This is a genomic window from Mucilaginibacter sp. Mucisp73 (assembly GCF_059491465.1).
Genome location: NZ_CP168507.1, coordinates 2394765 through 2417570, shown reverse-complemented (window position 1 = coordinate 2417570; position 22806 = coordinate 2394765). Strand labels below are relative to the sequence as shown.

Here is a 22806-nt window from a genome sequence, read left to right as displayed (position 1 = left end):
CTACAAACTCTTGATATTTTTCCGTTTCAGTCAATTACTTTTTAGATGTGTGTCGCTTTCCAAATGTGGCGGGATCAATTTATACATTACAGGGGTAACTATACGCGACAGTATAGTTGAACTGATCAGCCCGCCGATCAGTACAATAGCTAACGGTGCGATCAATGGATTGGGGTTCAAGGCAATTGGAAGCAAACCGCAGATTGCCGTAATGGAAGTAAGCACAACGGGTAGAAATCGGGTTTCGCCTGCCATCGCTATTGCTTCATCAATGCTATGGCCTTCCTCACGCAGGTGGTTGGTAAAATCAACCAGTAGCAGCGAGTTTTTAACCTGTATGCCTGACAGACCTATAAAACCGATGATAGAAACCAGTGACATCGGGTTACCCGTGAAAAGCAGGAATACCACACCGCCCAATATACCCAGGGGTATGATCGATAGTACGATAATGATCCCTTTAAATGTCTTGAACTGCAACAGCAGCACACCAACGAAAAGAAACGTGCTCAGGATGATCACCGACAGAAAGTTACCGCCTAATGCATCGCCTTCCGATTCCGCTTCTCCGGATAACTTGTAATAATAGCCCGGCGGCATTTTTAATTTATTCAGTTCAGGAACAACCTCTTTCAGGATATCATTGGCCAAGACGTGCTCTTTGGTTAAGGAAGTAACTTTTACAAAGCGCGATTTATTGAAATGGTTGATCGCCGTTGGCGACGTTTCAAACGAGATAGTAGCAATCTGGTTAACCAGTACCGGGGTGCCCTGTATATTATTTACGTACAGGTTTTTCAGGGCATCCAGGTTAGAGAACTTATTCCTGGGCAGGGTGATCACCACATTTCGCGAATCGCCCCTGTCATCAATATAATCACCAACGGTTAAACCCGCCACGGCCATCCTTACCACTTTATCCACATCGCTGGTTAACACGCCTAAGGTACGGGCCTTCTCTTTGTCAATTTTTATTTTAACGTCTGACTTATAGGTATTCAATTCGTTGTTGATATAAAAAGTACCCGGATTTTTTTTCAGGACCTCCTCCACTTTAAAGGAAAGCTTCCGTAAGGTGTCCTGATCCTCACCAAAAACCCTCACCACGATATTGGCTTCAATCGGAGTACCCTGCTCAAAATCTTTAACTTCTATCCTTGCATAAGGAAAATCGTTGAATTTTTTTCGCAGTTGTTTGATGAGATCTGTTTTCGATTTTGGACTTGCCTCTTCGTCCAGTTGAACGAATACCTGGGCAAAATCAGGCTTTACATCCTGCTGGTGTACATTGTAATAGATCTGTGGATTGCCTTTGCCCATGTTAGCCGTATAATAAACGATCTCCTTGTGTTTCTTCAGTTCACCTTCTACCAGCCTGGTCACCCGGTCGCTTTCGGGAATATCGGCCTGCAGGGGCAGTTTGATATTGATCAGGAACATCGGCTTTTCAGAGGTTGGAAAAAGCTTAAACCCGGTTTGTGTAAATAAGAAAAAAGCAAGTCCGCTTAATGCCAATGAGATCCCGATGGTGGTTTTAGGCCATTTTAAGGCAATCGGCATCACGCGGGCATAAGACCTGGTCAGGAAACGTTGCAGGTGCTTTAAAAAGAAGTTACCCTCGCCATGTGTATGTGTCTTTAACAACCTGCTACCCAGAAAAGGAACAAGCGTTAAGGCCACGATCATAGAAGCCAATACACTGGTCATCACGGCCATCGGCAGGCTGCGCATAAATTCACCGGGCATATCCGGCAAAAAGGCAAGCGGCAGGAAGGCAATAACCAATGTAGCCGTACAGCCTACAACCGCTATCCCGATCTGTTGCGTACCTTTCAGGATAGCATCCATACGGGAATGCCCCTCGCGGAGCCACCGCTCAATGTTCTCCACAACAACAATACTGTCATCCACCAGCAGACCCAGGGCCACCACAAGCCCTACGATACTGAGCTGATTTAAGGAAAACCCGAATAAATTCATGGCGATGAGACCCAGCGCCAAAGAAAGCGGTATAGAGATCATCACGATTAGCGATGCTCTGAAGCCTAATGGCAATAGCGTAATCACCACTAACAGTATCGCCAATCCAAAGTCGAATCCCAGATGGCCCAAGCGCTCGGAAACCATGTTAGCCTGGTCAAAGTTTTTAACAAGCCGGACATTCCCGGGCAGGCTTTTGCCGAATTCATCCAGTACCGGTAAAAACTCTTGCTGTACGCTGGCGATATTCACATTGTCTTTCATCCCCGCTGTAACCAGCACACAACGGTGCCCGTTCAGCCGGGTGATATGATCGGCAATGCCATCCTTGTAGCTCACATCGGCCACATCTTTCAGATATATGATCTTGCCATTGGCATTATAAATAACGGTATTGGCCACATCATCAACGGTCTTGAACTTACCGCTGGTTTTCACATTGAATATCTTGCTGTCCAGGTTGATGCTGCCGCCAGGGATATCTGCTGCCTCGCGTTGCAAACTTCCTAGCACCACATTGAGCGGTATTTTTAATTGAGCCAGTTTATCCAGTTGCATGTCAATACGGATCTCCTGCTCGGGCATTCCAAAATATTTGACATCCTTCAGGTTGGTGATCTTCTCCAGGCGCGTTTTCAGAATATCCGCTTTATCCCTCAATAATTTCCCGGAAGCATTGTCAGAAACCAATGCCACTTGCAGTACCTTTACATCAGAGGATGAGATCTTTTCTGTTTTGATCATGTAAATATCCTTTGGAAGTTCACTGTTTTTCAAGGCATTGATCTCCGTAGATATTTCCTGGTACTTATTATCTACATCTACGCCATATTTAAATTTCGGCTGGATAACCGCAACACCGTCTTCCACAGTGGTAAGGATCTTTTCGATGTTCTCCAGTCCGTAAATTTTGTTCTCAATGGGTTTTACTACCTGCTCTTCCATATCTTTCGGACTGGTGCCCGGATAGATCACCGTGATCAGGTATTGCGGCGGATGGGTGGTTGGATCTTCCGACCGCGGCATGGTAAACAACGTTAACACGCCTACTACTGCGACAAGCAAAAATATGATCAGTGTGAACTGGTAGTTCTTTACTGCGAAATTTGTGATTTTCATAACCGTAGCTTACTTGATGATTTTAATGATGGACTGCTCGTTAAGGTAGGCGCTGTTGGAAACTACGATCTGGTCTATACCTTCCAGTTTATCCTTGAGATAGACATTTTCGTTATCGAACTTCAGGATGGTAACCGGCACTCTTTTTACACGGGTCGCGCTAACAGTGGTAAACACAAAACCTTTATTGCCGTCAGCCTCCACCAGCGATCCATAGGGAATCACCATCACACTTTCATCCTGGTGAGTGGCTATCTCCGCCTTGCCAAACATGCCAACCGCAGGTTTGAGGCCATTTAAGTTCAGCTTAAGCTCTACCTGGAACGATCCAAGAGCCTGATCTGCAGCCTGCGACTTGCGAAATACCACCGCCTCAAATTGCCTGCCTACGTATCCATCGAGCGCGACTTTGGCTGTCTGCCCCGGCTTAATGATGGCCCACTCGCGGTCGGTTACCCCAACTTTTAGCGAGTAACTGTTGTGCTGTTCAGTGGAATTGATGAGCAGCACCGGCATGCCTTCGGCGATAACCTCACCTTCATTAGCTATTTTCTTGCTTACGAAGCCATCGGATGCAGCGTATATTTTGGAATAGCGATCATTAAAGGCTACAGCTTCCCGGGCTTTTTGCGCAACGTCCAGTGCGGTTTTGGTGTTTTGCAATTGCTCCAGGGTATATACGCTGTCTTTGTAAAGATTGACGGCACGACTATAATCGCGCTGTGCCTTTTCCACACCCAGGCTGGATTGAGTCAGACCGGCTGAAATCTCAGTTGAATTGAGCGTAGCCAGTAATTGGCCTTTTTTAAAGAACTGGCCTTCCTGCACCAGGATGCGGTTGATTACGCCGCCTATCTTGAAGGCATATTTAGCTTCATCTTCAGTGCTCACCAGGCCGGTTGCACTAATGTGGTCGGGAACTCCTAATATGGAAACTGATGCTGTTTTAACGGGGATGATATCCGGTTCACCCATTGCGTTTTGTTCCTGATGTTTTTGTTTGCAGGAAGTCAGCAGGAATATGGCTGCCATTATTATGCTGAGTAATTGAAGTTTTTTCATTGTTGTATGTTTTTATTGTTGAATTGTAAAACTGGCATTAGCTCGTTCGATGGCCGTATGGGCTATCCAGGTGTCGTAAAGGGCAATGTTGGCATTGAGCTGCGCATCTATCCACTGATTTTGGGCATCCAGCAGTTCGATGTAAATGGCCATTCCTTGCTTATATAGCTTGACCATATCGTTGTAGTAGGTCTGGCTGGTCTTCAACTGGGATTGTGCCGCCTCGTATTGTGCAATGGCGCTTTGCATGGCGGCCTGGCGTACTTTAAGCTCGGTAAGGAATTGCTGCTGTACATAGTCAGTCTGTGATGCCAGGGCCTCGCGGTCTGCAATTGTTTGTTTTACCCGGTAACTATTTTTCCCGGAGGAAAACAGGTTCCATTCCAGGGAAACGCCTAACAAGTAATAGCGACTTTGGCTATTGAACTTCCAGTCGAACGCCTGCGATCCCAGGTCGATAAAGGTGCCCAGCTTGGGGATGATATAAGATTTGGCCAGCCCATTCAGGTTGCCGTTAATGTCTTTTGCTATCCGGAGTTTGGCTAATTCCTCCCGGCCATTGATGTTGTTAGCCAAACTTTGGTCAAGGGCCGGAAGCGTGGTAATATCATCTAAAAGGATACTATCCGTTAGCGGGCGATTGATCAGGAAATTAAAATAATAACGGGCCGATTCCGCGGTTTTCTTTGCCCCGGTGAGTGAAGCGTTGATCCGGGAAACTTCATTTTGGCTTCTGAGTACAACCGTCTGGTTTACTTTGCTGTTATCATATAGCCTTGTATTGATCCTTTGGCCTTCTTGCACCAGCCTGAGCGAGGACTCATAGATCCCGGTAGCATAAACGGCTTTGAGATAATTATAGTAAGCCGTTTTGATCTCTTTAACCAGTTCGCGTTTGTAAAGAAGTACTTCGGCTTTTTGCAGATCAACCTGCTGCGCTTTGATCCGTTTATTATAAATCAACTCTGCATTCAGGATGGGAAGTGTAGTGCGGAACTTGGCATCGTAAAAATTATCCGGGTTGAGTAATATATGCTGGTTTTGTAACTGCGGAAAGGCGTTGCTGTTTGTCAGTTTGTTCAGCGTGGAATAAACCCCATTAAACAGGTCGCCGGTTGGGAAATCTATCGTACGCCCGCCGTCGGCTTTAGTATAAGTGGTTGAAAAGGTAACCTCGGGCCCGAACATGCTTTTTGCTTCCTTCAATGCATATACATTTTTTTCGAGTACGAAGTCCTGTTGCTTAATGCTCTGATTAGAGCTGAGCCCCTCGCGGATGTATTCATCCAGCCGGCTTTGAGCTTTTGCCGGGGTAGCGGCTATCAAGGCTGCCGCTACTAGGACAAAAGCATATCGGATAGGTGTTTCAGATTTCATTTTTAATCACTGTTATAATTTTAAACATTGTTCAATAAAATATTAAAAAAAAGCGTTAGCTTTTTTCAAGGAGCGCGACAAAACACTCATAGCCGCTCTGCATCAGTTCCTCGTTCGTTCTGCCTATGAAACTTGTAGTACGGTCTTTGCAGAAGAGGGCACAAATGCCGTGCATTGCGGAAAGGATCATAAAGGTTAGATCTTCTGTATCCAAATCTTTGAATCTTCCTGTTTTTTGGCAATCTTTGATTACAGAAGCCAGGCTATCTATCGCCTCCTGCGCAATCTTAAAGCCGCCTTCATCTTCACCTATTTTCGCCGGTTCATCTACCAGGAACATCAGGTTATAATAATCCTTGTTTTCCTGTGCAAACTGGATAACAATGCGGCCCATCGCCTTTAAACGCTCAAAGGGTTCGGCCACTTTCTCCAGTACTTTGAATTGAGTAAGCAACAAACGGAAACCTTCCTCATGTAGTTCGCGGAAAATTTCGCTTTTATCTTTAAAATAAAAATAGAGCGAACCCGGGCTATAGTTAATTTCGTTCGCAATGTTGCGCATGCTGGTTTGTTCATAGCCTTTTTCAAGGAATACTTTACGTGCTCCGTTTAAAATGCGTTTATGCATTTCCTGTTTCTCTTCCAATTTTCGTTCTGCTATGCCCATTTTTATTAATAATAAGATACAAATATAATAGTGCCGGCCGGGTGGCGAAATTTCGCACCACGATTCGGCGTTTAGTTTTTCATGCCGGGGCTAATTTGTCCCATAATATTTACAGCGGATTTTCGGCTCAATAATTTGAATCCGAATAGCATGAACCTATTCTTCCAACCTTGTACCACTCTCGGCTTCCGCCTGTTTTCCAGGGCCCTTACCAGTTCTTCGGCGACATCCTCAACAGATGACATTACAAATTTTGGAAAATCACTGGTATGTCCACCTGCATGTGAATGAAAGTCTGAGGCTGCAGCACCGGGATTAAAACCCATCACAAAAATTCCTTTTTTCTTGAACTCATACCACAGTGATTCCGAGAAATTGGCGACAAAACCTTTGGTAGCTGCATAAACTGAACCGCCCGGAAGGGAAGAATGCGCAAGCAGGGAACCAATATTTACCAAAGCATCACCCTGCCTGGCATTTTGCAAAAACGCATAAGATAAGGTTACCAGGGCATTCATATTGAGCTGCATGGTTGCCAGTTGCTCATCCAATGGGATCTCAATAAACTTTCCGTAAATACCAGCACCTGCATTGTTGATCAGAACATCGTATTCCCCGGCTTTCAAATGATCCGCTACTTTTTGCAAGTCGTCTTTATCCGTCAGGTCTGCAACCAAAATGGTATGGCCGGTGCCATCCAGATCTTTTATTGCCTTGTTTAATTTTTCCTCATTACGGGCTACCAGCGTCAAGTGGTAACCTTTAGCGGCAAGTTGTCTGGCTGTTTCCATCCCTATGCCGCCGCTTGCGCCTGTGATTAATATTTTTTTCATGATTGTTTTGATTACTATTTTAAACACATCAAAATTATTGAACAGTGTTCAAAATATAAATATTAATTTTATCATTTTACACGAAAATGATAAACACATTTAAAACGTTCAAGGCCTTAAATACGGCTGGCCTTGTAATTATCTGACAGGCGCGTCGGCAACCACTAACAGAAAACCAGTTATTTTCCGGCGATGCAATCTCCTTTTCACATTTTACGCAAGTAGTCAATTCTATTGACAACTTTTTTATGAAATTTTCATACGTCATATTGTCGTGATCAAGGCCTATTATATGGAACGATGTGCATACAGAATGATTGGATTAGATACGCACTTTTACTTACCGGAAAGAGCTGATCAGGAAAAGAATGGATGCCGGTGATTATAGTCTGAAGCAGATCGCAGCTAAATTTGACCTGACCGGATGAAAGCCACGTCAGTAAAATCCTAAGATGATTTTTTATAGACGTTAGAAAAGAAATAACTATTTTTCGATCAATAACAGTTTTTTTAGATCAAAAGATTGATCTAAAAAATTTTATTTCAACCTAACCGCTTCGTGATGCGGCTTATCTAAGCAAAATTTGAGAGTACTTTTTGAAACCTCTCTCCCCTACCTCCTTCCAAAACCGTACGCCCATCCGTCCGCTTCCATTACACATCAAACACAAAACCAAATCATAACGATCTTAATAAAAGCAAGTTGTAAATTTGGCTCGCCAATTGAGCCAAGTTAACTAATTGAAAACCTACATATTCCATATCAACCTTTACCACCTAACATTCCTGGGAACGGTTTTCCTTGGCCTGGCCGCGGCTTTGCTTTTATGGTTCGGCAAAAAACTAAATCAAACGGCAAACCGGTTTTTGGCAGTGGCGTTGATGGTTATTGTTTTATACATAGCGCGCTTGCTTGCTGTAGATGTAGGGTTGGCGAGCTACATCCCCAATTGGGGCCGCTTGCCACTGCGGTTTTCGCTGGCCTTTGGACCGTTGGTTTATTTCTATGTACTTCAGACAACCCGGGCGGAATATAAATTCCGACTGAAGCATACGCTGCATTTTGTTCCTGTATTGTTTGAGCTTAGTATTCAGTTGTTAGAAACCAGCCAGAGTATTCAAACAGGAGTGGCAGCTTATCAAACTTCGGCTTTTCAACAATTTAACCTTGTATTGGAATTGCTGGCGTTCATCTCAGCCCTGAGCTACCTATATGCATCCCACCAACAAATAGAAAACTATTACCGTCTCCTTGAATTCAACAACGGCGACAGGTTCTGCTACCAAATGCGCTGGTTGCACAGCTTGCTGGCCGGTTTCTTCATTTTGTGTTGCTGCTGGTTGACGGTTGCGGGTATTGATTATACTTATTTCCACCAGGGTTTAGGCAACCAGGCTTATTATCCCTTGTATTTGGCTTTGGCTATCCTGACCATCCGGTTCGCAGTTGTCGCTTTTTTACGGCCCGAAGCTGCTTTGGCCCCCGCGAGGATGCCTGTATTTAAACCCGCGCTGCCGGCCGAATCGAAACAAAAAGGCACCTGGCTAAAGCAGGTGCTGAAAGCCAACCGCTATTACCAGGACCCGGAACTGAATTTACGCTCGCTGGCTGAAAAGCTCGACCTGCATCCTAATGATTTATCGCGCATCGTCAATACTGTACTCAAAAAAAGCTTTAACGATTTTATTAATGAGTACCGTGTTACCGAGGTTACCCGCAAAATGCAGGACCCAGCCTTTGATCACCTCACCCTGCTGGGCATCGCCTTCGAATCGGGCTTTAATTCAAAAACCACCTTCAACCGCACTTTTAAACAACTAACCGGCAAAAGTCCGGTCGAATATAAACTTGAATTGAAAAAAGAGCGACCAAATTATAATATGGAGCGCCAGCCCCGCTATGGCACGGTAATTTTAAACCAGCAAACGGCCAAAAACTGGTCGGTAAAAAAAACAAGTCCCTACGCTATGTTTAAAAATTACTTCAAAATAGCCTGGCGCAACCTGATGCGCAATAAAAGCTATGCCACTATCAATGTTACCGGGCTGGCCATAGGCATCGCGGCCTGCCTGCTCATTTTTTTGGTTGTGCAGTACCAAACCGGTTTCGATAATTATCATACCAATAAAGACCGCATTTACCGCATCCTGAATGTAAGTAGCGGCCCCGACGGTGTGCATGCCGGTTCGGGCACGCCCCTGCCGATGGTTGAAGGCCTCAAGCTCGACTTTCCGCAAATAAAGCAGGCGGCCAACATCATGAAAAACGACGGCTCGCACTATACCATCGGCGATGTGCACAATACCGGTACCTTCAAAAAATTTAAGGAAGACCTGGCCTATTACGCCGACCCCGAATTTTTTAGGATCTTCGATTTTAAATGGCTTGCCGGCGATAAAAACACCGCGCTTGCCGAGCCTAAAACCGTGATCCTATCACGCGAAGAGGCCAACAAATTTTTCGGCGACTGGCACAATGCCATGGGCAAAACAATCCGCTATGAAAACCGCCGCGACCTGAAAGTGACCGCCATTATTGAAGATACCCCGGTAAATACCGATTTTCCGATGAAGCTGGCCATCTCCTGGATCACCCTCATTGAGAAAGGCGGCGACCTGAACGGCAATGTCCAGGATTGGGTAAGCACCTTCGGCGACCGGAATAGTTTTATCATTTTGCCCTCCGATATAAGCAAAAAACAGTTTAATACACAGCTTGCGGCTTTCGCAAAAAAGCATATTCCGCCACCTTACAATAAAAACCAGAGCTATCAATTACAGGCCCTCAAGGATATGCATTTCAATACCGAGGTAGGTGTGTACAGCGGTCACCCGTTTAGTAAGCAGCTCATCAGCGTGATTAGTTTGATTGGTTTGTTCCTGCTCATCATTGCCTGCGTTAACTTTATTAACCTGGCTACCGCGCAGGCCGTGAACCGATCAAAAGAAGTGGGCATCCGCAAAGTATTGGGCAGCAATCGATACCAGCTGGTACTGCAATTTATCAGCGAAACACTCATCATCACTTTATTTGCCGTTGTACTGGCCGCGGTAATTGCATTGATAACGCTTCCCATGCTCAATCGTCTGCTCGAGATCCAGTTGAGTGGTGGTTTTCTTGCTAATGGAATTGTGATCCTATTTTTAGTGGGCATGGTGATCGGGGTTACTCTCCTGGCCGGCTTCTATCCGGCGCTGGTATTATCGGGTTATAAGCCGATAGAGGCTTTGAGAAATAAGATCAACGCGGGCCGCGCCAGCGGCATCTCACTACGCCGGATATTGGTGGTAGCGCAGTTTTGCATAGCGCAGTTTTTAGTGATAGGAACGCTGGTATTGATTTACCAGATGAACTACTTCCGGAACAAAGAACTCGGGTTTAATAAGGATGCCGTGATTACGGTTCCATTCCCGGGCGATAGCATAAGCAAATCGAGAGTGGGAGCTTTGAAAGATGAGCTTTTGGGACAGCCGGGGATTAAGGATGTGAGCCTGAGTTTGTATGGGCCCTCGGATAACAGCGGCTGGTTCAGTGATTTTAAATTCAATAACGCAGCCAAACAAGTGGATTTTGCCGCCTGCCTCAAATGGGCCGATGCTGATTATTTCAGGCTTTATGATATCCGGTTTGTTGCCGGAGGTCCGTATAAAAAAACGGATACGATAGCGGGCTACGTGGTTAACGAAACCCTGATCCATAAACTCGGCATTACCGATCCGAAACAAGCCATAGGCAAATTCATTATGCTTTGGAATGATAAGAAACTGAACGCCCGCATTACCGGCGTGGTGAAGGATTATAATACAGGCTCGCTCCGCAGCGCTATCCCGCCGGTACTGATGGGAGCCTGGAAATCGCAATATGGCAAGCTCAATATCAAGATTCAGCCGCAAAATGTTAAACAAACCCTCGCCGGTATCGATAACCTTTGGAATAAAACCTTCCCGGAGGGCGTGTACGAATACCAGTTTCTCGATAAAACGATCGAAAACTTTTACCGTAATGAGGACGAGTTATCCACCCTTTATAAGTTATTCGCAGGCATAGCCATCTTTATTTCTTGTTTGGGATTGTATGGAATGGTATCCTTCATGGCCTTGCAACGCACCAAAGAGGTTGGTATCCGCAAAACTTTAGGGGCATCGGTAGGTAATATCGTTTACCTGTTTTCGAGGGAGTTTACGGTGCTTATTGTTATCGCCTTTGCCATATCGGCCCCCGTAGGTTATTACTTTATGCACAAATGGCTGCAGGACTATACTTACCGAATTACTATCGGCGCGGATATATTTATTTTGGCAATCCTGACTTCGGTGGCTATCGCCTGGATAAGCGTGGGGTATAAGGCCATAGTGGCCGCGCTGGCCAACCCGGTGAAGAGTTTGAGGAGTGAGTAGAAAGACCTAAGGCGCTTTTATTGGTACGACAACAAACACATATGATTGACTCAATCGGTCCTTTAACAACACTTAGGAACTATTGCTCCATTAAAGCCTATCGGGCAAACAAGCGTTATCCTACTTAACCCTAAACTGGAAAATACTACACATATTAAGCAACCAAAAAATGAATGCTTACTTAAAGCAGATTGCAGATATGTGTAATGTAAATAAAGATCTAACTTTTCATATTGACAGGCATACTTTCGCAACCACAGTTACCTTATCGAATGGTGTACCAATTTAACACCATGCCTCGTTGAAGATATCGCATACGATCGCTTCATCAGCCGGATCAGACATCACTTCAAGCCGGTAATCTTTGTCCACTATAAACTCGTCCGGATGCACCTTCAATGCATTCTGATGACATTCAAGGCAGTTTGCTATTAAATTAAATCTATGGTATAACCTTCCGACTGAAGTTTTTGGATGACTTCAAAAGCCGTGGCCATGATATTGTTGTTTTTTTATAAATCTCGGTATAGTTAATGCTTAGTCCCAGTTACCTGACAGCGTAACATCCATGTCTTTATTTTTGACATCCATCTCTAACGGAAAGATGATTTTATAACTATCCATATTCATTTTTTGCGAACTAATCAAACCTGTAGAGTCGGCCCACAACTGCACTATACATGTTTGTTTATATAGCGCTTGTTTGAGGCTCGAAGTTATACCCAGCGTAACGGGCAATGGCAGGTTTGACGGATACGAATCAGATTTACCGATAACTCGCTGCTGATCCGCGGCGTCAACAATCCTGACGTAAACATGCTGTAATTCGGAGCTTTTGTTTGTGTAGGCATTTATGGTAACCGTTTTTAATTTAAAGTTTTGGTTATCTTTTTGGCATGCAGTTATACTGACGATGATAATAGCCAACAGGGTTATATATTTCATTTGTTGTTTAATATTAAGTAATTAGATTATGCAGGTACAAGCCGGCGCGAACGCAGATAAACCGCTGTACGATTTAGATAAGGGAATAAAGCAATAAGCAGCAAGGTTGCGACCAACATCATTGACATCATCTCGTAATAATCCATAGCGAACCTGATTTGGATTTGCTGATTAACGGCGCCTACCAATTGCTTGTTTGCGCCTTTACCGGCTTGCTTTAACGAGAGACCCTTTGACAACAGTTCGGTTCCACGCGTGGCCAGCGCGTGCAATGCAAACCGGTCAACTTTTGTTAGATGGTCCTGAAATGCATTGTAATGCCGGCTTTTTTCGTAGAGCTCGCAAAAATTGATGATTGCAGAACTAACACAGAAGCCAACATACCCCATAGTAGAACATATCGAAGTTGCTGACGGGCCAATTGCAACAGGCACTGCAGAGATGGCATACACAATGGTGGGTACCATGATCATCCCCACGCCTATCCCCTGCATAAAAAGCGGAGCGTAAAAGTTGTTTTCATTTGCCTCTGTAGCAAACAAAAAGAACATAATGACGTGAAAAGCCAGCAATAATATAAAGCCAGGAAACCAGATAAACCTGATATTTTTTTTCTGCAGGATCATAGCACCGGAAATTATAATACCAACTATGAGGCCGCCCAGGTTGCAACTGTTTATATAGCCTACGTGAATAGGATCAAGCTTAAGCACACCTGTAAAAAATGAATTGGTGATATTAACCGCAAACCGACAAATATAAAGTATGAAGATGAGAAAGGCCGCGAACTTAAAATTGCGAAAGCGAAATATACCCAGATGCAGATATGGTCTTTTTAAACCTCTTTGGCGTACAATGTAAATCAATGTGCTAACTATCATAGCGGCAACGCTATAGTAAATGCGGGCATCATCCAACCAATAATATTCCTGCCCATAAATACTAATATACCCCAGCAAAGTGAGCATGATGCTCCAAAACACAAAACTCTGCCAGTCGAGTTTGTATAAGTGAAACCGGGCGTTTAACCTTACGTTATTCATACACAGCATGATAAGGCACAGGCATGGCAGGTAAGAGAACAATGCGCCCTTGTAAACCAGGTTAAAATTATAAGAGTCTATCAAATCGGCGGTAACCAAATTGGTAAAGGGCAGAATACATATCAGCATTCCGAAAAAAACCGAGAAGCTTATTTCGCGAGCCCTTTCGCTGTGCAGGCGGGTAAACATGAGGGATAAAGACAGATTTACTGTACTGGAGAGCAACATCCCCTGGAAAAAACGGATCGGGAATAATATATAAAGATCATTGGTTAAATAACATACCAGTGTTGTCAGCAACTCCAACATGGTAAAAATGATAAAATATTCTTTTGCTGCCAGGAAGTTAAAGAATCGCCGTTCAAGGCTGTAAAAGGCTATATACCCGGCATAAAACAAAGCTACCGCAAATTGTATATCTGCCGGTTCGCTGCCATAATAGCCTGCTGCCGCATTGATGTTTGCAAATGGCAGAAAAAAAAGCACCAGCGTGGGCAGGATAAGTGAAAACAGGATGATTTTAATAGCCCAGCCCGGAACCCAGCTTTTAAAAATTGGAATCCCCTTATCCATGGCGCTGCTGTTTTTTTGGAACGTAAACATTAACATTCATCCCCACTCTAAGCATGGCCAGCTGCTTTTTTTCAGCATCGACCCTGATACGTACCGGCACACGCTGAACAATTTTCACATAGTTACCGGTAGAGTTATCCGGAGGCAGCAACGAGAAGCTGGAACCGGTCGCGGGCGACAATGAAATGATAGTGCCCTTAAACTCCTGGTCCGGAAATGCGTCGGCAACAAATTTTACGGTATCACCTATATGCATGCCGGCAATCTGGGTTTCTTTATAATTGGCTATTACCCATTTGTCAGTTTCGTTATCAACTATATAGGCCAGCACTTCGCCAGCATTAATCATTTGACCAACCTCCACCGTACGACGGCCCATTCTTCCATCATATGAAGCCCTGATAACGGTATATTCAACGTCAAGCATGTTGCGGTCAAGCAAAGCTTCTAAACGTGCAATTTCTGCCCTTAATACCGTCTTTTCTGCTATAATATCTTCTATTTTTGATTCTGCGGCTCCGTAGTTTTCCTCTGCCGACTGGAAATCGCTATTGTTTACATCCAGGGCAGCCTGAACATTTTCAAGCTGTTGTTTAGTTGCAGACTCCTCTTTATAAAGCCGCAAATAACGTTCAAAGTCAAGCCGCTGTTTCCAAACTTTTGCAGCGCTTGCTTTAATTTGAGCTTTAGCAGAACCTGCAGTTTTTTGCGTGGTGTGTATGTTACTTTTTAATACCTCTAACTGTGCCTCGGCTTTTTGTATAGCTGCCCGGGTCTGCGCAACTTGTAAAGTGTATTCCCGGTTGTCTATAATTAATAAGGTATCTCCCTTTTTTACCGGCTGGTTCTCTTCAAACTTTACAGCCACAATAAAACCTCCCGCACGCGATATAACAGGGTTTACGTACTCCTGTACCTGTGCGTCATTAGTTTGCTCATACTCATGATACTCCCAAAGTGTAAATACGGCCCAAATTGCCAGGGCTATAATGGTAAGGCCGGCTATCCAACCGGTTATCCTGGTAATAATTCGATCTGTTACTATATGCTTTTTTTTCATGTTAAAGTACGCCGGTGATGTTTTGAAGTAGATAATATTTATTTTGGGCCACAATACGTGCGGTTGCCAGCTCAAAGCGTGTTTGCAGCACCTGCACATCGGCATCAAGCAAGTCGGTAATTAATGAAGTTTGATTGAAATAGGTATTTTTAATAATGCGGGCATTTTCCTGTGCATGGGCCACATCAACCTCGGCCACACCAATTTGCACCAGCGATTCCTTATATCGTAAGTAAGCCTCTTTAACCTGTTGCCGTACTTTGTCCTCAATGTCTTTATGAGTGGTTTCTTCCTTATCAAGCTCCAGTTTAGCCGAGTTCACTTTATGCCTGTTTTGATAAAGTTGCGATAGCGGCATAGTAACCCTGATACCGGCAACACCAAGCGAGTACCAGGCAGGATTGTAAGGGAATAGGAATATTTGCGGGTTAGCGTATGAAAAATCACTGTAAAGCCCAACCTTTGGCTGATAGTTGGCTTTTACCTGGCTAAGATGCAGTTTACTAACCTGCGTTTGCTTTTCAGAAATATGGTACGCAAAGGAATGTTCCATTGCGTCGGCGAAGTATTTTTCATAAGGCGATTCTGGCACGTCAACTGAATCGAACTCTGTGGGGATGATCACACTTTCATCCGGTTCGCCCATAATGATGTTTAGTTTCTGCGTAGCGATAAGGATATCGTTCTCTATGGTTACCAAAGCCATCTTACGCCTGGAGAGATCCAGTTCAACACGCAGCACATCGCTTTTTAAGACCACCCCATTTTTTTGAAGGGCTTTTATCTCCAACAATTGTTTTTCCTGATCGGCAATATCCTTAATGATCAGTTTCCTGAAGACCAAGGCCTTTTGAAGATCAAGATACAGCGCGGCCGTTTTGTACCTGATGACAGAGATCGTTTCGTTATTATGGATAACCGCAATCTGGTACAATAGCTTATTCTCTTCAATTTTAAGGTTAAGCTTATTGCCATTATAAAGGTTCAGATAAAAATCGGCCCCCGCTTTGTATAAAGTGTGTATAATTTCGTGTTCCTGCGTGTGCGAAGAAAAAAGGCCATTTTCATAAATGGGCATATTGGTTGCCTTTTCAATACTGCCAAGCAAACTTACTTCGGGCAACCGTTCCATTATTGCGTCCTTAATCTCCTCGTCAGCAATCAAATTGGCTTTTCTGGTAATCTCAACCTGCCTGCTGTTTTGTTCGGCTTTGCGCCAGGCGTCCGGCAATGTAAGAATGGCAGTGTTTTTAGACTGGCTATATGCGCTATTGGCGGTTAACAAACCAGCAAATGCGATCAATATTTTACTGTAGTACATATTTGTGGCAAAAATATGCCTCTCACAACCGTTCGCTTTCGCCTAAGTTGCCAATATTTTCATCATTCCGGCCAATTTTTATTAACTTTGAATTGCGATGATATTCTAATGACGAAGATTGGATTAATAGCTTCCCTCCCCGAAATTGATAATAAGCCGGATTCGGTTTTTGTGATGCATGAAAGATCAGAGAAATTAATCCCTTTTCATACCCATACCAAGGGCCAGTTAAGCTACGTTGAGGGCGGCTTGGCTTACATCACTACACAAAACAAAACCTATGTAGTGCCTGCAAGGCACTATTTCTGGATTCCGCAGGGCCTGATACATGAACTTCGGGTGGGTGTTTTCGCAACAGCTTTACGATCACTTTATTTTTATTCCACCAACGACGACGCGAACGAATTTTATGGCAAACTGGGTATTTATCCGGCTAGCGAGTTGCTGATCCAAATGATCAATTATACCGAGCGTTGGGACGAACTCCATATCGGCATTGGCGATCGTAATTTCGATTTCCTGGTAGCGCTGAAGAATATGCTGCCCGACTTAAACAAAAGGTCGTTGCCTATTATGTTGCCCAAAACTGAACATGAGCTAATGCAAAAGATCATGAATTATTTAGAAAGCCATATAAGCGAAAAATTAGTTATAGCCGATGTAAGCGGACATTTTGCCATGAGCGAGCGGTCGTTATCGCGCCTGTTTCAGTCGCAATTACGTATTTCTTTTTTACAATATGTTAAGAGTCTGCGTATGATAACGGCGATAGAGATGATTGTTAAAACACAAAAACCTATCGCGGATATTGCTTTTGAGGTGGGGTATGCCAGTGTTGCGTCATTTAGTGATACATTTTATGCTTTCACCTCATCACGTCCGTCTGATTTGCGGAGACGTTGATCTGAAAAGTCAGCCGAAGGCTCAAGTTCCCACTACCGCTTACCCACACACGTACGCTTGCACCTCTATAGTAGAATATCCAATCTCTGCCCTGTCTGTGGCTCTTGCCAGCTTTTAAGTCCGCCTGTGAAAAAATAGATGTCATTAAACCCTTGTCTTCATTTATTCCCATATAAAGGTCTTGGGCGCTGACCCCATCCGCTAACAGAAAGTAAGTTTAATCAATTCAATGAAGATTTGAATTGAGCAGGCGACAGCTGCGTTTTGGTTTTAAAAAGGCGGCTAAACGATTGCGGATGGCCGAATCCCAATCGATAAGCGACTTGGCTAATGCTCAATGTGGATGTGGCAAGTAATTCTTTAGATCTCTCGATCAGTTGCTCCTGTATGTGCTGTTGTGCGCTAAGCCCGGTGAGCGAGCGCAACATATCACTCAGGTAATTTGGTGTATAGTTTAATCGATCCGCCAGGTGCTGAACGGTGGGCAGCCCTTTTTTTGTTGGCATTTCTTTTTGGAAATAACTGTTTAATGCCGCTTCGAACTGCTGAAGCAGGTCGCTGGTGGCGGCCTGTCTCGTCAGGAACTGACGTTTGTAAAAGCGTTTGGCGTACGTCAAAAGCAATTCTATCTGCGCAATGACCACTTCCTGGCTGAAATCGTCGATGCGGCTGTTCAACTCTTCTTCAATGATCTTAAAAATGGATGAAAATGGTCTTTCTTTCCTGTTCAGAAAGGTGAAGCGCTTCGTTTGATGAATATGAAAAAAAACCATACTGCCTGATCTTGGCAGCTAAGGGAAAACCTTGCAAAAAATCCTGATGAAAGATCAACGAATAACCTTCATTTCCTTTATATACGGATGTGCTGCCAACCACCTGGTTAGGTGCGGTGAATACCATACTGCCTTCGTCAAAATCATAATAGCCCTGCCCGTATCTAAACTTGCCGCCCAGCTTTTCAATAAAGGATATCTTGTACAACGAGGTCACGTAACTGACCGGTAAACGGCTTAAATTGATCCGTTCGTCGCGTGTATCAAACAAGGTGATCAACGGATGCTTAGGCCCTGGGAGATCCAGCATACGGTGAACCTCTTTAATCGATTCTACTTTAGCGATTTTAGGCTTTTCTGTTTTCATAGCTAAAATTACTTAATATGACCGGCAACTGCCTCAGCCGCCGGTCATTTAAGTGCCAGGTAATTGCGATTAATCGAATTACCAGGGCAGTTTTCCTTCCGGGCCGGTAAATCCACCTGTCGGGCCATCTGTTTCGAGTGCGACGCGTACAGGCTCACGCGAACCCACCTCCAGGCTATCTGTTCCCTGGAAATTATTGAGCGCAGTAGCTGTATAACCCGGGCTGGTCGCGTTTACCTTGATCCCTTCTTTCTCCAGCTCTAAGGCAAAAGCCAGGGTTACCGCATTTAAAGCAGTTTTAGATGCAGCATAGACGATGCCGAAATGCTCACGTGCCCAGCATTCCGGATCGGAAATCCATGTAAGGGAGCCAAGGCCGCTGGATACGTTAACGATGCGCGCTGCTGCCGATTTTCGCAGTAAGGGTAACGCCTTCTGGGTTACAGCGATCACACCGAAAACGTTGGTTTCCCAAACGGTGCGTACTTCATCCAGCGATACGTTAACGGCGCGACCGGTGGCCATTAACTCTTCCGGGGTTTTGGGAGCCGTTCCTGCGTGAGAGACACCCGCGTTATTCACCAGTAGGTCCAGGCGTCCATATTCACCGGTTATTTTAGCTACCGCCGCGTTGATACTTTCCTGCTGTGTGACATCCAGCTGTACTGCTTTTGCATTATCGCCAATCTCGGCAGCTGCCTTTTTTCCGTTCTCCAGGTTACGGGAACCCAAATAAACAATATAGCCGTTAGCGGCAAGCGCTTTAGCAATTTCATTCCCTACACCCTGATTAGCACCGGTTACCAGCGCGATCGGTTGATTATGATCTTGACTTTCCATTTGCTTAATTTTTTTAGTAGAACAAAGGTCTGTATCACAAGTTGCACCGTTTTAACCAAATCAAGGATATTCCTAACCAAATTATTCTATTATTAAAAAGGGCTACCCAGCCTACGATATTGCCTGGCCGCAATTAGTTGGCAGCCGGGCTCGTCAGTACAGTAGCATTCAAATATTTGGTCGATTCGGCAGGACGATGTTCTGCCAGCTTTGAGCGACGGTGATTTGTTTGAGAAGCGGTAAACAAAACAAGGTCGTGATTTTTTTTCATGGCCTATTATAGTTAGACGTTTGTGAGGCTCTAAATATTATTAGAAATTTTTAGAGCTGATCTATAAGGCCATGTTTGCTCACGGTAGGCCAGTTGTCATTAACATTCAGAATTAACGTTAATACTGTCCATCCCATGTGGATCAATCATTGCGAACTAAACAGAGCCCCGGTTAAAACAAACAGATTAAGTGATTATCCCACGAGGCAGGGTCGGCTATCCGCAATTAATAAAAGCAAAAAAAAAGTTGTCAATGAATTGACAACTTGCCTAAAATAGTACTCAAACCCGTCTGCTATACAAACGTTTTTTTCAGATGACCTAACACGGTTTGCCGCTTTATTTTAATAAATAAGACAAATTTGAAATATCTAAACCGTCATTAATCGAACCGCAGCTATATGTCAATATTCGTTAACTATTGAACCTACGGGAGTAATTTTATGAGATCCTTCCTCTCCTGCTCACCAACCTGCTTAAGCAACCTAATTTCTTCTGGGATAAGTTTATAATAGCGCTCAAAATTCTCTAAATAGTTTGCGAAATTCATTGGATGATAACTCAGTAAGCGATTAGTTTCCTCCGCAAAACCAAGATTTTTCGGAATATAAATACCATCATTACCATTGTCGCCATTTTTTAATACAGATGTTATCATCGACAAGCGTTTGAACTTCTCTACAAGCCCTGCAGTTGTCAAGGTTCCTGGTGCCTCGTTATAGGTTATGCGTAATTGCCTTGCAACCTTGCAGCTTTGGTCAGGAAGCAAAATATTTAAACATAGATTGTCGCCATCATAATTCCAGCAGCCATCCCGGCTATCAGGATTAAATTGCAGAGGTTTGCCGTTCACCGATACCTTTAACGGCGGCTGGGTACCAAATACCTTTATTTTAATTTTTTTCCGTTCGGCCATGTCTTGATAATTGCCCACAGTGGGCGCTATATTCACAATCAGTTCTTTGTCGTCGAGCTGTGATGCTATGTTAGTTTTGGCAAATTGGTTTTTATAATTTTTATTGTTTCCGTTATCCTCGTAAACCTGGAAATTACCGCTACCTCCCGGAAATATTCCCAGCGTTAGGTTATTCGGATTTTTGTCCAGATTTTGAATTTGATTATTGTACATGGGGATTACCGAGCCGGCTTTTACATATACCGGGTATTCGTTAATCGAAAATGAACGTTCAAGTATTTGCCCTCCCTTTAGCAAAGTTCCTGTAGACCACTCATACCAATCATTTCCTTTCGGCAACCAAACTTTAACTGTGGCGAAGCCATCCTTAGATGGTGTTGTAATTGGCCTGATAAGCATATTATCGCCAAACATGTACTCTTCTTTATAGCTGTAAGCTTCCGGCTGTTTCGCATAATCATAATACATTGGCCGGCAAAGCCCGATGCCGGTTTCAAACGTTTTCCTTGACATTGTATAGATGTAGGGCACAAGCGCGTAACGCAGCCTGATGGCATCATGTTGTGCTGTAGCATACTCCGGAGCAAAATTCCATATCTCTTTTTTGATAGCTGCGTTTTTAGTAGAATGTGTTCGCATAATGGGGCTAAAGCAACCATATTGCAACCAACGTGTATAAAGTTCAGGCTCTACCCCTTTTTCGTTTCCCTTGAGGATGTGCCCGCCAATATCATGGCTCCAATAGCAATATAAAACGTTCGATGCAGTGCTTGTAAAATAGGGTTCATAAGCCAGTGATTCCCACGACATGAAAGTATCTCCCGAAAATCCAATCTGGTAACGGTGGTTGCCCAATCCTCCCCATCGATGGTACAACAGCGACCTGTTTTGGCTATGCATTGCCTTATCGGTAAAGAATGTATAATTAAGCCACCATGTATTACTTAGTTGGGGGATCTTATTATCGTTTGGCCATTGTTGCCAGTCCAGCCACCAGAAATTAACGCCGGCTTTTTCTATTGGTCTTAATACGATATCAAATAAGCCACGCATAAACACTTTATTTGATGCTTCAAACGGGATAGCTTTCTTTTGGGCGGAATCGGTCTTTATATAGGCAGCAAAATCATTATAACGTTGTTCTGTTGGCTGGATGCCATCTGCCGGATGGAGATTCAATGTGGTTTTTAAATGGTTGTCCTTTGCCCATTTCAAAAAGTTGCCTGGATCGGGGAAAAGGTTTTTGTTCCAGGTGTAACCTGTCCAGCCCCTGGTATGCCAATCCATATCTATCACCAAAACATCAGTAGGTACATCAAATCGTTTCAGGTTTTGCACCAGTTCCCGAAGCTCGTTATCCGAGTAACTCCAATACCTCGACCACCAGTAACCAAATACATAGCGTGGTAACATAGGCACGTGACCTGCAATTTTGCTAAAATCCAACAACGCGGATTTATAGTCATCACCATAGCCCAGAAAGTACCAATCCAATTTTGAGGCACCAGGAGCGGTTATCCAGGGCCAGTCAGAGTCATCTAATCTTAAGGATTGAGAATCGTCAAGAAAAAACCAGCCATCCCGCGAAAGGATACCATCTTCCAATTGGAGTTTTTGATTACTGTACAAGTTCATTTCACCGTCTTGTCCATCTAAGGTGCGGGAAGTTCCTTTTAAATTGAATTTTTGTTTTTGCCCCGGCTTCCACGATACCGTATCAGCATTCAAAAAACGGATCTTTAGGTTGGTGCTGTCAAATACTCCTGAATTGATTTTGTAAGCAAGTTCAATCTTCTTGGTTTTTAGGTAAAACCATTCGTTTTCCGTCCGCGTGCTGAATGCAGGAACAGGCAGTTTGCGGTTAACCACAACCAGTGAGGCCCTGTTATCATAACTTGCGGGCTGTCCCCATTGTAATCTTATCAGTTGATCTGTAAGAACGGTAAACCGCACGTTCCCGGATTGCACAACAGCTTTTGGGTCGGGCGTTAATTGATTATCATTTTGACCATATGAGTTATTTGCAAAAAAGATTAGGTAGCAAGCTAATAGTTTAAAAAATGTTATTGTTTTATGTTTGTAGGACATGAGCATATAAGTGAACTTTAAAACTGTGATCAGGAATAATCATAAGAGCTGAACCGGGGCGTATCCGGCCAGATAATGTATTTATTTAGCTGACGAGCAGTTGTGAACGGGCATACAATAGCTTTCCGGTTTAAAGAATCCGGTTTTGTTTGATATTAAAAAACAAGGGGTGACTTAAAATTGATAACAGGTATCCTGCCGTTTACTTTTCGCTTATCAACGGCCAGGCTAAAGCGATTGTCTTATTCAAAACAACCGCTTTAGTTAGCC

16 protein-coding genes and 1 pseudogene are annotated in these 22806 nt (G+C 43.9%); 3 read left to right on the top strand and 14 right to left on the bottom strand.

Annotation, left to right across the window (positions count from 1 at the left end):
- Positions 1–30: 30 nt before the first annotated feature.
- From ACEN82_RS10185 to ACEN82_RS10165, 5 genes are all read right to left on the bottom strand, one after another.
- Complete coding sequence (locus ACEN82_RS10185) at positions 31–3099, bottom strand: efflux RND transporter permease subunit (protein ID WP_495644109.1); 3069 nt, start codon at positions 3097–3099, stop codon at positions 31–33.
- A 9-nt stretch (positions 3100–3108) separates the two neighbouring features.
- Positions 3109–4161 (bottom strand): efflux RND transporter periplasmic adaptor subunit, encoded by a 1053-nt coding sequence (locus ACEN82_RS10180; protein WP_413321980.1) that lies wholly within the window; start codon positions 4159–4161, stop codon positions 3109–3111.
- A gap of 12 nt (positions 4162–4173) precedes the next feature.
- Complete coding sequence (locus ACEN82_RS10175; RefSeq protein ID WP_413321979.1) at positions 4174–5538, bottom strand: TolC family protein; 1365 nt, start codon at positions 5536–5538, stop codon at positions 4174–4176.
- A gap of 55 nt (positions 5539–5593) precedes the next feature.
- Positions 5594–6205, bottom strand: a complete 612-nt coding sequence (locus ACEN82_RS10170) for a TetR/AcrR family transcriptional regulator (RefSeq protein WP_413321978.1) — start codon at positions 6203–6205, stop codon at positions 5594–5596.
- Positions 6206–6276: 71 nt separating this feature from the next.
- Complete coding sequence (locus ACEN82_RS10165; RefSeq protein ID WP_413321977.1) at positions 6277–7038, bottom strand: SDR family NAD(P)-dependent oxidoreductase; 762 nt, start codon at positions 7036–7038, stop codon at positions 6277–6279.
- A 741-nt stretch (positions 7039–7779) separates the two neighbouring features.
- On the opposite strand from ACEN82_RS10165, the gene ACEN82_RS10160 reads away from it, so the two are divergent.
- Positions 7780–11436, top strand: coding sequence for an ABC transporter permease (locus ACEN82_RS10160; protein ID WP_413321976.1), 3657 nt, complete (start codon positions 7780–7782; stop codon positions 11434–11436).
- A gap of 151 nt (positions 11437–11587) precedes the next feature.
- Positions 11588–11722 (top strand): annotated as a pseudogene (locus ACEN82_RS10155) (site-specific integrase); the annotation flags it as partial.
- Positions 11723–11973: 251 nt separating this feature from the next.
- Here the strand turns inward: ACEN82_RS10155 and ACEN82_RS10150 are convergent.
- Genes ACEN82_RS10150 through ACEN82_RS10135 form a run of 4 tightly spaced genes read right to left on the bottom strand, consistent with a single transcriptional unit; the run spans position 11974 to position 16378 of the window.
- The gene (locus ACEN82_RS10150) at positions 11974–12381 is read right to left on the bottom strand and encodes a hypothetical protein (RefSeq protein WP_413321975.1); all 408 of its coding nucleotides are present in this window, start codon (positions 12379–12381) and stop codon (positions 11974–11976) included.
- A gap of 26 nt (positions 12382–12407) precedes the next feature.
- Positions 12408–13997, bottom strand: coding sequence for an MFS transporter (locus ACEN82_RS10145; protein WP_413321974.1), 1590 nt, complete (start codon positions 13995–13997; stop codon positions 12408–12410).
- Positions 13990–15057, bottom strand: a complete 1068-nt coding sequence (locus tag ACEN82_RS10140) for an HlyD family secretion protein (RefSeq protein WP_413321973.1) — start codon at positions 15055–15057, stop codon at positions 13990–13992. The genes ACEN82_RS10145 and ACEN82_RS10140 overlap by 8 nt, the downstream gene beginning before the upstream one ends.
- A gap of 1 nt (position 15058) precedes the next feature.
- Entirely contained in the window at positions 15059–16378 is a 1320-nt protein-coding gene (locus ACEN82_RS10135; RefSeq protein ID WP_413321972.1) for a TolC family protein, read from the bottom strand.
- A gap of 108 nt (positions 16379–16486) precedes the next feature.
- Here ACEN82_RS10135 and ACEN82_RS10130 point away from each other — a divergent pair, with 108 nt between their 5' ends.
- Positions 16487–17281 carry an AraC family transcriptional regulator gene (locus tag ACEN82_RS10130; RefSeq protein ID WP_208057843.1) on the top strand — a complete coding sequence of 265 codons (795 nt, stop codon included), beginning with the start codon at positions 16487–16489 and terminating at the stop codon, positions 17279–17281.
- A 221-nt stretch (positions 17282–17502) separates the two neighbouring features.
- On the opposite strand, the gene ACEN82_RS10125 is transcribed toward ACEN82_RS10130, so the two are convergent.
- From ACEN82_RS10125 to ACEN82_RS10105, 5 genes are all read right to left on the bottom strand, one after another.
- Positions 17503–17958, bottom strand: a complete 456-nt coding sequence (locus ACEN82_RS10125) for a helix-turn-helix domain-containing protein (protein ID WP_413321971.1) — start codon at positions 17956–17958, stop codon at positions 17503–17505.
- A 16-nt stretch (positions 17959–17974) separates the two neighbouring features.
- Positions 17975–18421: a hypothetical protein gene (locus tag ACEN82_RS10120; RefSeq protein ID WP_413321970.1), complete on the bottom strand. Its 447-nt coding sequence runs from the start codon at positions 18419–18421 to the stop codon at positions 17975–17977.
- 78 nt (positions 18422–18499) lie between these two features.
- Positions 18500–19261 carry an SDR family NAD(P)-dependent oxidoreductase gene (locus tag ACEN82_RS10115; protein ID WP_413321969.1) on the bottom strand — a complete coding sequence of 254 codons (762 nt, stop codon included), beginning with the start codon at positions 19259–19261 and terminating at the stop codon, positions 18500–18502.
- Between the two features lie 133 nt (positions 19262–19394).
- On the bottom strand, positions 19395–19532 hold the full coding sequence (locus ACEN82_RS10110) for a hypothetical protein (RefSeq protein WP_413321968.1): 138 nt from the start codon (positions 19530–19532) through the stop codon (positions 19395–19397).
- 427 nt (positions 19533–19959) lie between these two features.
- A complete protein-coding gene (locus ACEN82_RS10105) occupies positions 19960–22536 on the bottom strand; it encodes a glycoside hydrolase family 31 protein (RefSeq protein ID WP_413321967.1) in 2577 nt (858 codons plus the stop codon).
- Between the last annotated feature and the right edge of the window lie 270 nt (positions 22537–22806).

Coding starts and splice junctions, on each gene's coding strand:
- ACEN82_RS10185 (WP_495644109.1), bottom strand. CDS start 3,099: ATGAAAATCACAAATTTCGCAGTAAAGAACTACCAGTTCACACTGATC.
- ACEN82_RS10180 (WP_413321980.1), bottom strand. CDS start 4,161: ATGAAAAAACTTCAATTACTCAGCATAATAATGGCAGCCATATTCCTG.
- ACEN82_RS10175 (WP_413321979.1), bottom strand. CDS start 5,538: ATGAAATCTGAAACACCTATCCGATATGCTTTTGTCCTAGTAGCGGCA.
- ACEN82_RS10170 (WP_413321978.1), bottom strand. CDS start 6,205: ATGGGCATAGCAGAACGAAAATTGGAAGAGAAACAGGAAATGCATAAA.
- ACEN82_RS10165 (WP_413321977.1), bottom strand. CDS start 7,038: ATGAAAAAAATATTAATCACAGGCGCAAGCGGCGGCATAGGGATGGAA.
- ACEN82_RS10150 (WP_413321975.1), bottom strand. CDS start 12,381: ATGAAATATATAACCCTGTTGGCTATTATCATCGTCAGTATAACTGCA.
- ACEN82_RS10145 (WP_413321974.1), bottom strand. CDS start 13,997: ATGGATAAGGGGATTCCAATTTTTAAAAGCTGGGTTCCGGGCTGGGCT.
- ACEN82_RS10140 (WP_413321973.1), bottom strand. CDS start 15,057: ATGAAAAAAAAGCATATAGTAACAGATCGAATTATTACCAGGATAACC.
- ACEN82_RS10135 (WP_413321972.1), bottom strand. CDS start 16,378: ATGTACTACAGTAAAATATTGATCGCATTTGCTGGTTTGTTAACCGCC.
- ACEN82_RS10130 (WP_208057843.1), top strand. CDS start 16,487: ATGACGAAGATTGGATTAATAGCTTCCCTCCCCGAAATTGATAATAAG.
- ACEN82_RS10120 (WP_413321970.1), bottom strand. CDS start 18,421: ATGAAAACAGAAAAGCCTAAAATCGCTAAAGTAGAATCGATTAAAGAG.
- ACEN82_RS10115 (WP_413321969.1), bottom strand. CDS start 19,261: ATGGAAAGTCAAGATCATAATCAACCGATCGCGCTGGTAACCGGTGCT.
- ACEN82_RS10110 (WP_413321968.1), bottom strand. CDS start 19,532: ATGAAAAAAAATCACGACCTTGTTTTGTTTACCGCTTCTCAAACAAAT.
- ACEN82_RS10105 (WP_413321967.1), bottom strand. CDS start 22,536: ATGTCCTACAAACATAAAACAATAACATTTTTTAAACTATTAGCTTGC.